The sequence below is a fragment of the Pseudomonas sp. P7758 genome (assembly GCF_013386485.1).
Lineage (GTDB): Bacteria > Pseudomonadota > Gammaproteobacteria > Pseudomonadales > Pseudomonadaceae > Aquipseudomonas.
In genome coordinates this window covers 1-10,097 of sequence record NZ_JACARS010000172.1, presented here as the reverse complement: position 1 = coordinate 10,097, position 10,097 = coordinate 1, and the positions used below count along the sequence as shown (strand labels likewise).

General features: G+C 62.9%; 9 protein-coding genes. 7 read left to right on the top strand and 2 right to left on the bottom strand.

The features are described from left to right. Nucleotides 1-81: 81 nt before the first annotated feature. Together HX873_RS29130 and HX873_RS29125 are read right to left on the bottom strand one after the other, a co-directional pair. Nucleotides 82-876, bottom strand: coding sequence for a class II aldolase/adducin family protein (locus tag HX873_RS29130; protein WP_003211295.1), 795 nt, complete (start codon nt 874-876; stop codon nt 82-84). A 107-nt stretch (nt 877-983) separates the two neighbouring features. Continuing rightward, entirely contained in the window at nt 984-1,889 is a 906-nt protein-coding gene (locus HX873_RS29125; RefSeq protein WP_008434597.1) for a LysR family transcriptional regulator, read from the bottom strand. A 220-nt stretch (nt 1,890-2,109) separates the two neighbouring features. On the opposite strand from HX873_RS29125, the gene HX873_RS29120 reads away from it, so the two are divergent. The 7 genes from HX873_RS29120 (at nt 2,110) to HX873_RS29090 (ending at nt 10,017) form a co-directional block, all read left to right on the top strand. Further along, nucleotides 2,110-2,733 (top strand): cysteine dioxygenase, encoded by a 624-nt coding sequence (locus tag HX873_RS29120; RefSeq protein WP_008434600.1) that lies wholly within the window; start codon nt 2,110-2,112, stop codon nt 2,731-2,733. After that, a complete protein-coding gene (locus tag HX873_RS29115) occupies nt 2,730-4,310 on the top strand; it encodes a rhodanese-related sulfurtransferase (protein ID WP_177044895.1) in 1,581 nt (526 codons plus the stop codon). Before HX873_RS29120 ends, HX873_RS29115 begins: the two co-directional genes overlap by 4 nt. 102 nt (nt 4,311-4,412) lie before the next feature. After that, complete coding sequence (locus tag HX873_RS29110; RefSeq protein ID WP_003211301.1) at nt 4,413-5,369, top strand: ABC transporter substrate-binding protein; 957 nt, start codon at nt 4,413-4,415, stop codon at nt 5,367-5,369. 13 nt (nt 5,370-5,382) lie between these two features. Further along, a complete protein-coding gene (locus tag HX873_RS29105) occupies nt 5,383-6,726 on the top strand; it encodes an LLM class flavin-dependent oxidoreductase (protein WP_008434605.1) in 1,344 nt (447 codons plus the stop codon). Nucleotides 6,727-6,739: 13 nt separating this feature from the next. Then, the gene (locus HX873_RS29100) at nt 6,740-7,744 is read left to right on the top strand and encodes an ABC transporter substrate-binding protein (RefSeq protein ID WP_003211303.1); all 1,005 of its coding nucleotides are present in this window, start codon (nt 6,740-6,742) and stop codon (nt 7,742-7,744) included. A gap of 138 nt (nt 7,745-7,882) precedes the next feature. Next, entirely contained in the window at nt 7,883-9,061 is a 1,179-nt protein-coding gene (locus HX873_RS29095) for an acyl-CoA dehydrogenase family protein (protein ID WP_003211304.1), read from the top strand. Then, nucleotides 9,058-10,017 carry a D-isomer specific 2-hydroxyacid dehydrogenase family protein gene (locus HX873_RS29090; protein ID WP_003211305.1) on the top strand — a complete coding sequence of 320 codons (960 nt, stop codon included), beginning with the start codon at nt 9,058-9,060 and terminating at the stop codon, nt 10,015-10,017. The genes HX873_RS29095 and HX873_RS29090 overlap by 4 nt, the downstream gene beginning before the upstream one ends. Nucleotides 10,018-10,097 lie beyond the last annotated feature (80 nt).

The window sequence follows — 10,097 nt, the reverse complement described above, 5'->3', positions numbered from 1 at the left end:
GTAAGAGCGGAACCAATAGTGGCCGTTACCTAAATAACGGATATACACCCACAACCAAGCGAAAATACCAAACCCACAACGTCAAAGTTTGTAATCAGTATCCGTACGCTCCAATTGCCGAATCAACGCATTCCAGTGCCGCGCCACCCCCGGCCCATCCCCGCTCTTGAACACTTCTGCCTGCTTCTCCACCTTGGCCACCACCTCCGCCGGCGGAAAGATCAACTCGGCATTCCCCCCCGCCTGCGCCGCAATCTGGATATTGCACGCCCGCTCCAGCCCCTGCAGCTGCTGGAACGCATGCTCCACACTCACCCCCGCCGTCAGCAATCCATGATTGCGCAGGATCATCACACTCTTGTCCCCCAGGTCCGCCACCAACCGCTCACGCTCATCCAGGTCAAGGGCCACACCTTCATACCCGTGGTACGCAACGCGCCCGGAAAACCCGATGGAATGCTGGGAGATCGGCAACAACCCGTCCTTCTGCGCCGACACCGCAATACCGTCCCGCGTATGCGTATGCAGCACGGCCTGCAAATCGTGGCGAGCCGCATGGATAGCGCTGTGGATCACATAGCCCGCATAGTTGATCCCCAGGCCCGTAGGGTCATCGACAATCGTGCCGTCGATATCCACCTTGACCAGATTCGAAGCGCTGATCTCATCGAACAACAGCCCGTAGGCATTGATCAGGAAATGCTCCTCAGGCCCCGGCACCCGGGCGGAGAAGTGCGTGTAGATGTGGTCGGTCCACTTGTACAAGGCCGCCAGCCGATAGGCCGCCGCAAGTTTAACGCGCACCTCCCACTCTTCCGGGGTAACCCGCTGGCGGACGTTGTTCGAGACACTGGAGATCGAGGTGACGCTGCTCATGGCAAAACTTCCTGGATGGCCTTAAGGACTTCCAGGCAAGCCTAGGGGATGACCAAAAATAATAAAAAGCACATTTTAATCTAAGCTAATTATTATTTTTTTTCATATCACGCCGCATTGCGCACCTTGTGCAACGACGCCGCCACCAGCTTGCCAAACGCGTCCACCGGCCCTTGCAGGTTGCCCAGGAAATGCGGGTAGATCAGCCACAGGTCCATCACCGGCTTGAAGTCCTTCAGTGGCATGGCCGCCAGTTGATCGCGATGGGCACTGCGCTCCAGCAGCGGGCGTGGCACCAGGCCGAGGCCCAGGCCGTCAGCCACCAGGCCCAGTTGCAGCTCGGTGCCGAAGGTCTCCAGGTTGACCCGCAACGCCAGGCCCTGGTCCGACAGGGTGCGTTGCAACCCGGCACGGAAACCGCAGCCATCCGGGTTCAGGATCCAGCCATTCTGGTACACGTCCGCCAGCTTGCAGGGCTTCTTCGGCAGTTGGGCCTTGGCACACACCACCACCAGTTCCATCTTGCCGATGGACTCGCCGACGATGTTGTCCGGGAAGATCTTGCCCGCCGGAAACAGCGCCGCCGCCGCGTCCAGTTCGCCGCGCTCGATCTTGCCCACCAGTTGGCTGCCCCAGCCGGTAGCCACCTGGGCCCGCAGCTCGGGGAATTCACTGCGCAGGTGCTTGAGGGCGTCCAGCAACACCACGTCGCCAATGGTCTGCGGCACCCCCAGGCGCAGCAGGCCGGTGGGCGGCGCGTCGGTGGCCACCAGTTCCCGCAGGGCGTCCATTTCCCGAAGGATCGAACGGCACTGTTCATACACCCGCGTACCGATCAAAGTAGGCTTGAGCGGCTTGGTGTTGCGGTCGAACAACTCCACCCCCAGCGCCTGCTCGAAGTTCTGCACGCGACGGGTAATGGCCGGCTGGGTCAGTTGCAGCGACTCGGCGGCATGGCTGATGGACTGGCAACGAATCACTTCGACAAAGGCATCGATATCGTCAATTTTCATTTGGGCCGCACATAGAGAACAGTCATTAAGATGTGTGAAAAGCATAGTTCCATAAACGGTGGCTGGATAGCCCAACCCCCGGATCGATAACGTCTAACGCTATTCAAACCGGTTCTAAATTACTTTCCGCTATAACCTAATCATTAAAAAATAGCATATTAACTATAAACATTATGCTTAGATAAACCCATCACCACGAACCACCCACGATGGAATTGTCATGACCCAGGCCCGACACCCGGAGAGACTCAGAGCATTCATTGGCGCCCTGGCGGAATTGATCGACGGCAACCCTCGCGAAGGCGACTTGCTGCACCGCGGCGGCAAGCTGCTGGCGCAACTGGTCAGCCACGATGACTGGCTGCCGGACGAGTTTGCCCAACCCGACCCCGAGCGTTATCAGCAATTCCTGCTGCACGCCGATTCGCGCCAGCGCTTCAGCATCGTCAGCTTTGTGTGGGGGCCGGGGCAGACCACGCCGATCCATGACCATCGCGTGTGGGGGCTGATCGGCATGCTGCGCGGTTCCGAGTATTCCCAGGGCTTTGAGCGTAACGCCGAGGGCGCACTGGTCGCCGACGGCAAGCGCATCCAGCTGGAACCCGGCCAGGTGGAAGCCGTGTCGCCGAAGATCGGTGACATCCATCAAGTCAGCAATGCCTTCAGTGACCAGGTGTCCATCAGCATTCATGTGTATGGCGCCAACATCGGTGCGGTGCGCCGCGCCGTGTACCAGCCGGACGGCAGCGAGAAACTGTTTATCTCCGGTTATTCCAACGCTTTTCTCCCGAACATCTGGGATTTGTCCAAAGACGCCCTGTCCAAAGAGAGCCCTGCCCCATGACTGTATCGAACCGCAGCTTCGCCCAGATTCGCCAGGCCCTGCTGGACCGTGAAGAAGTCGCCCTTGTGGATGTGCGCGAGGAAGCGCCTTTCGCCGAATCCCACCCGCTGTTCGCCGCGAATATCCCGCTGTCAAAACTGGAACTGGAAGTGTATTCACGCATCCCACGCCGGGATACCCAGGTGACGGTGTACGACAACGGTGAAGGCCTGGCACAGATCGCCGCCCAGCGCTTGCAGGCGCTCGGCTATACCGAGGTCAGCCTGCTGGAAGGCGGCCTGGACGGTTGGCGCAGCGCCGGCGGCGAGCTGTTTATCGACGTCAACGTGCCAAGCAAATCCTTTGGCGAGCTGGTGGAAAGCCAGCGCCACACGCCGTCGCTGGCGGCTGAAGAAGTGCAGGCGTTGCTCGACAGCAACGCCGACGTGGTGGTGCTCGACGCCCGCCGCTTCGATGAATACCAGACCATGAGCATTCCCACCGGCATCAGCGTGCCCGGCGCCGAACTGGTGCTGCGCGCCCGTGAGCTGGCACCGGACCCGGCCACGCGCATTATCGTCAACTGCGCCGGGCGTACCCGCAGCATCATCGGCACCCAGTCGCTGATCAATGCCGGCATCGCCAACCCGGTGTCTGCCCTGCGCAACGGCACCATCGGCTGGACCCTGGCCGGGCAGAAGCTGCAACACGGCCAGGCTCGACGCTTCGCGCCGACCTCGGAAGAACACCGCCAGATCGCCGCCAGGGACGCCCGCCAAGTCGCCGACAAGGCCCGCGTAGGCCGCGCCACCCTCGCCGACCTGCAACGCTGGCAGCAGGAAGCGACGCGCACCACTTACCTGTTCGACGTACGCACCCCGGAAGAATTCGAAGCCGGCCACCTGCCCGGCTCGCGCTCCACACCGGGCGGCCAACTGGTGCAGGAAACCGATCACGTCGCCAGCGTACGCGGCGCCCGGCTGGTACTGGTGGATGACGACGGCGTGCGGGCCAATATGTCTGCGTCCTGGCTCGCACAACTGGGTTGGGAAGTGCATGTGCTGGATGACCTGCAACCTGCGCACTTCAGCGAACCGGGGGCCTGGGTTGCCCCCGTCCCGGCGCCGCAACAGGCCGAACTCATCAGCCCGCACACCCTCGCCGAATGGCAGGTTCATGGCGACACCGCAGTACTGGATTTCACCGCCAGCGCCAACTACGTCAAGCGCCACATTCCCGGTGCCTGGTGGGCGTTGCGCGGGCAGTTGCCCGAAGCCTTGCGCAAGGTGCCTGCTGCCGAACGCTACGTGTTGACCTGTGGCAGCAGCCAGCTGGCGCGCCTCGCGGTGGCGCAAGTCGAAGCGCTGACCGGCAAGCCCGTGTTCCTGCTGCAGGACGGCACTGCCAGCTGGATCGCCGCGCAACTGCCGCTGGAGGAAGGCGAGACCCGCCTCGCTTCACCGCGCATCGACCGCTACCGCCGCCCGTACGAAGGCACCGACAATCCGAAGGAAGCCATGCAGGCCTACCTCGACTGGGAGTTCGGCCTGGTGGACCAGCTGGCCCGCGACGGCACCCACGGGTTTTATGTGATCTGAACACCCCCAGGAGCGAGTCCGCTCGCTCCTCTTCCCACTACCAGCCGACCCCTTCTCCAGGCGGAGGCGACTGAACGCAAGACCTAGCCTGGAGCCCGCCTGATGCGCTTTACCCTTGCCCTTTTACTGGCCGCCCTCACCCTGGGTGCGACTTGCCAGGCCGCCGACCTGCAGCCCCTGCGAGTGGCCAACCAGAAATCCACCATCAAGGCGCTGCTGGAAGTCGCCGGCGAAACCCGGGATGTGCCCTACGAAATCCAGTGGTCCGAGTTCCCCGCCGCCGCACCGCTGGGCGAAGCCCTCAACGCCGGGGCCGTGGACATCGGCGCGCTGGGGGACGCGCCCTACGTGTTCGCCCTCGGTGCCGGAGCACCGCTGAAGGTGGTGAGCATCATCCACGCCGAAGGCCGCAACACCACCGCGCTGATTGTTCCGAAAGATTCCCCGATCCACGATCTTGCCGACCTCAAGGGCAAGCGCATCGTCACCACCCGCGGCTCCATCGGGCACTTCCTGGCGATCAAGGCGCTGCGCAGCGCCGGCCTTTCCACCCACGACGTGCAGTTCATCTTCCTGCTGCCCAGCGAGTCACGGCTGGTGCTGGATAACGGCACCGCCGATGCCTGGTCGACCTGGGACCCCTACACCACCGTGGTCACCAGCCAGAGCCAGGCAAGGGTCCTTGCCAGCGGCAACAACCTGCTGAGCAATCACCTGTACCTCGCCGCCACCAGCAAGGCGATTGCCGACAAGCGCGTGCAGCTGGACGACTTCGTGGCCCGGGTCGACCGCGCCTACCGCTGGAGCAACGATCACCCGCAGGCGTTCGCCGCCGCCATGGCCAAAATCACCGGCTTGCCGCTGGAGGTGCACGTAGCCGTGGCCAACGCCACCCATATGCAACCGGTGGCGATTGACGACTCGGTGATCAGCGGCCTGCAAACCACCGCCGACATCTATCAGGACGAAGGCCTGCTGACCAAACACATCGACGTCTCCCAAGGCTTCGACAAAAGCTTCAACGCCAAACGTGCCCCGCTTACCCAGGCTTCCCGCTAAAAGGAGAGAGAACATGAGCAAACGCCAACTGAAACTTGGTGCCATGGTGCACGGCGTCGGTCACGGCTGGGGCGAATGGCGCCACCCGCAGGCGCAGCCCAATGCCAGCGTCAACTTCGGGTTCTACAAGCATCAGACGCAACTGGCCGAAGGCGCGAAGTTCGACTTCGTGTTCATCGCCGACAGCCTGCATATCCATGAAAAATCCAGCCCGCACTACCTCAACCGTTTTGAGCCGCTGACCATTCTTTCGGCCCTGGCGGCCCTGACCTCGAACATCGGCCTGGTGGCGACCGTCACCGTGAGCTACACCGAACCGTTCCAGGTGGCGCGCCAGTTCGCCTCCCTGGACCACATCAGCGGCGGCCGCGCCGGCTGGAACGTGGTGACTTCGTGGCTCAGCGGCACCGCCGACAACTTCGGCAAGGCCGAGCACCCGCCCCACGCCGTGCGCTACCGCATCGCCAGGGAGCATGTGAATGTGGTCAAGGGCCTGTGGGATTCCTGGGAAGACGATGCCTTTGCGTACAACAAGCAAAGCGGCGAATTTTTCACCCCTGGCAAGCTGCATGCACTGGAACACAAAGGCGAGTTTTTCTCGGTCAAGGGCCCGCTGAATATCGCCCGCTCGCGCCAGGGCCAGCCGGTGATTTTCCAGGCGGGCACTTCCGAGGACGGGCGCAATTTTGCCGCCGAAAACAGCGACGCGATTTTTGTCCATGCCGAGACCTTCGACGAAGCCAAAGCCTACGCCCAGGACTTGAAGAAACGCGCCCGCAGTTTTGGCCGTGATGCTGATCAGTTGTCGATCCTGCCGGGCATCCGGCCGATTGTTGGCCGCGACGAAGCCGAGGTGGAAAGCCGCTATCAGCAAGCTGTGGAGCTGGTGACCGTCGAGGACGCAATCGTCGCCCTGGGCCGCCCGTTCAACGACCACGACTTCAGCAAGTACCCGCTGGACGAACCCTTCCCGGAACTCGGCGACCTGGGCTCCAACAGCCAGAAAGGCGGCTCCGACCGCATCAAGCAACTGGCCCGCGATGAACGCCTGACCCTGCGGGAAGTGGCCCTGCGGTTCTCCCGGCCCAAGCGCGATTTTGTCGGTACCCCGGAGCAGGTCGCCGACGCGATCCAGACCTGGTTCGAAGCCGGCGCGGCCGACGGCTTCATCATCAATTCACTGCTGCCGGACGGCTTGCAGTACTTCACCGAGCTGGTAGTGCCGGTGCTGCAACAACGCGGGCTGTTGCGCAGCGAATACAGCGGCGCCACCCTGCGGGAAAACCTTGGCCTGGACGTGCCGGCGAACCGCTACAGCACCCCGTTCGAAACTCAACCAACGCAGATCGCCATCTGACCAGGGCACGACCATGACGAACACGATCAAACACGGACAGTTCAATCGTCGCGGCTTCCTGGGTGCCAGTTCGATTGCCCTTGGCGCGCTGGGCCTCGCCTCGCTGGTGCCCCGGGCTTTCGCTGCACCTGCGAAGCTCTCGGACCTGACCCTGGCCGTCGCCACCTACCGTGGCCAGGACTCGTACTTCACCGACGACGCCGGCACTTCCAACACGCCCTATAAAGTCGACTACGCCGAGTTCGCCGGCGGCAACCTGATCGTCGAAGCGCTGGCCTCCGGCAGCCTGGACATTGGCGGCATGAGCGAGATCCCGCCGATCTTCTCGATCCAGAGCCACCGCGAGCCGAAGCTGATTGCGGTGCTGCAAGGTGACGTGAATAACCAGGTGATCCTGATTCCCAAGGAGTCGAAAATTGAATCCATCGCCCAGTTGAAAGGCAAGCGTGTGGGCTATGTGCGCTCCACCACCTCGCACTACTTCTTGATCAAGGCCTTGAAGGAGCAAGGGCTGACCTTCAACGACATCACCCCCGTGGCACTCACGCCACAGGACGGTTTCAGCGCGTTCCAGAGTGGCCAGCTGGACGCCTGGGTGATCTACGGGGTGTTTATCCAACTGGCGAAATTCCGCAGCGGCGCCCGGGTATTGAAAACCGCCCTCGGCTACCTCTCCGGCAACTACCTGATCGGCGCCCGCCCCGCTGCCCTGGAAGACCCGCTGCGCAAACAGGCGATCCAGGATTACTTGCAGCGCCAGGCGCGCACGCTGGAATGGATGAACAACAACCCTGAGCCGTGGGCTGAAAAATCGGCGAAGTTGCTCGGTGTGGACAAGGCCGTGTTCCTCGACGTGTACAACAACCGCAGCCAGCCCTACAGCGTGATCGAGGTGAACGACCAGGCCATCGCTTCGCAGCAGGAAGTGGCGGACCTGTTCTTCAATGCCGGGGTATTGAACGAGCGGCTGGATGTCAGCCCGTTGTGGGACCGGCAGTTCAAGTTGCTGCCGATATAACCCGCCTTCGAAAACGCCGAATAACCCATGTGGGAGCGGGCTGCTCGCGAAAGCGGTGGATCAGCCAACGGATGTGCAACCTGACACACCGCTTTCGCGAGCAAGCCCGCTCCCACATTTTGAACGAGTACACCCATCATGAGCCTTTCTTCTCAACCGTCACTGCGCTCCGTGGAAGTGGCCAATTTCGAAGCCTTGCTGGAACGCCTCAGCGCCCAGCTCGCCGCCACTGCACACATCGTTGATGAAAGCGGCACCTTCCCCCACGACAACTTCAAGCTGCTGCACGAACACGGCCTTGTCGCCCTGACCGTGCCCAAGGCCCTCGGCGGTGGCGGTGCCAACCTGAGCCAGGCGCGCAAGGCCATCAGCGCGATTGCCAAGGGCGAGCCGTCCACCGCGTTGATCCTGGTGATGCAGTACCTGCAACACACGCGCCTGCAAGACAGCAAAACCTGGCCGCCCGCCCTGCGCACCCAGGTCGCCGAAGACGCTGTGCGCAATGGGGCGCTGATCAATGCCCTGCGCGTCGAACCCGATCTCGGCACCCCGGCCCGTGGCGGCCTGCCCGCGACCATCGCCCGGCGTACCGCCGCCGGCTGGCGCATCAGCGGGCGCAAGATCTACTCCACCGGCAGCCATGGCCTGAGCTGGTTCAGCGTGTGGGCCCGCAGCAGCGATGAAGACCCGTTGGTAGGCGCCTGGCTGGTGCCCAGGGACAGCCCGGGCATCAGCATCATCGACACCTGGGACCACCTCGGCATGCGCGCCACCTGCAGCCATGAAGTGGTGTTCGACAACGTGCTGGTGCCGCTGGACCACGCGGTCAGCGTCAGCCCCTGGAGCGCACCGCAGGCGGAACTGGACGGTGACGGGTTCCTGTGGATGTCGGTACTGCTCTCATCGGTGTACGACGCCGTGGCCCAGGCCGCGCGCGACTGGCTGGTGGACTGGCTGGAACAACGCAAGCCATCCAACCTCGGCGCCGCGCTGTCGACCTTGCCGCGCTTTCAGGAGACCGTCGGGCATATCGACACCCTGCTGTTTGCCAACCGCAGCCTGCTGGACGCCGCCGCCGACGGGCACACCCCGGCAGCCCACGCCGCACAGATCAAATACCTGGTGACCGGCAACGCGATCCGTGCCGTCGAGTTGGCCATCGAGGCGTCCGGCAATCCCGGCCTGTCCCGACACAGCCCACTGCAGCGGCATTACCGCGACGTGCTGTGCAGCCGCGTGCATACCCCGCAGAACGACGCGGTGCTGCAAGGCGTCGGCAAGGCCGTCTTCGCTCAACGACACAAGGAACGCCCATGAGCCAGGTGATTATCGCCAGCCAGCTGGACGAAGATTTCAATCAAGTCATCCGCCAGCGCCTGGCCCTCACGCACCCCGGTGCAGAGGTGATCAGTGTGCCGGCCGGTGTGCCCAGCGACTTGCCGGCCCAGGCCAATATCCTGCTGGCCCGGCCGATCAATGTGCGCGGCTACACCGCGCCGGACACACCGCCCCCGGGTTGGCCGTATGGCGTGCAGTGGATCCAGGTGGTGTCGTCGGGCATCGACTTCTATCCCAGGTGGCTGTTCAACGGGCCGCCGGTGAGCACCTCACGGGGCAGCGCCGCCGAAAACCTCGCCGAGTTCGCCCTCGCGGCAATCTTCGCGGCGGCCAAGCATTTGCCGGATATCTGGGTAAAGGATGCCCAGTGGCAGTTCACCCCGTTGCGCCCGCTCAAGGGCACCACCCTGGGGATTCTCGGGTTTGGCGCGATTGGCCGCAGCCTGGCGCAGAAGGCTCATGGGTTGGGGATCAAGGTGGTGGCATTACGCCAAACTGACACGCCGTTTGACGTGGAGGGTGTGGAAGCGGCGCGGGATATCCATGACCTGTTTGCTCGTTCCGATCACCTGGTGCTGGCAGCGCCACTGACCGAGGCCACACGGCATATCGTCGATCGGGAGGCGCTGGCGAATGCCAAGCCAGGGTTGCACCTGATCAATATTGCCCGGGGAGGATTGGTGGATCATGAGGCGCTGCTGGAGGCGCTGGACAGCGGCCATATCGGGCTGGCTTCGCTGGATGTGACCGAGCCCGAGCCATTGCCGGACGGGCATGCGTTGTATGGGCATCCGAGGGTCAGGGTGTCGCCGCATACGTCGGCGATTTCGACCAATAGCCGGCATGACATTGCGGACAGTTTCCTAGGCAATCTGGAAAGGTATCTGAGTGATCGGCCGCTGGAAAACCTCGCTGATACCCAACGCGGTTACTAAGCCGAACAGAAATCAAAATGTGGGAGCGGGCTTGCTCGCGAATGCGGTGTTTCAGTCACTGTCAATGTTGACTGAGCGAC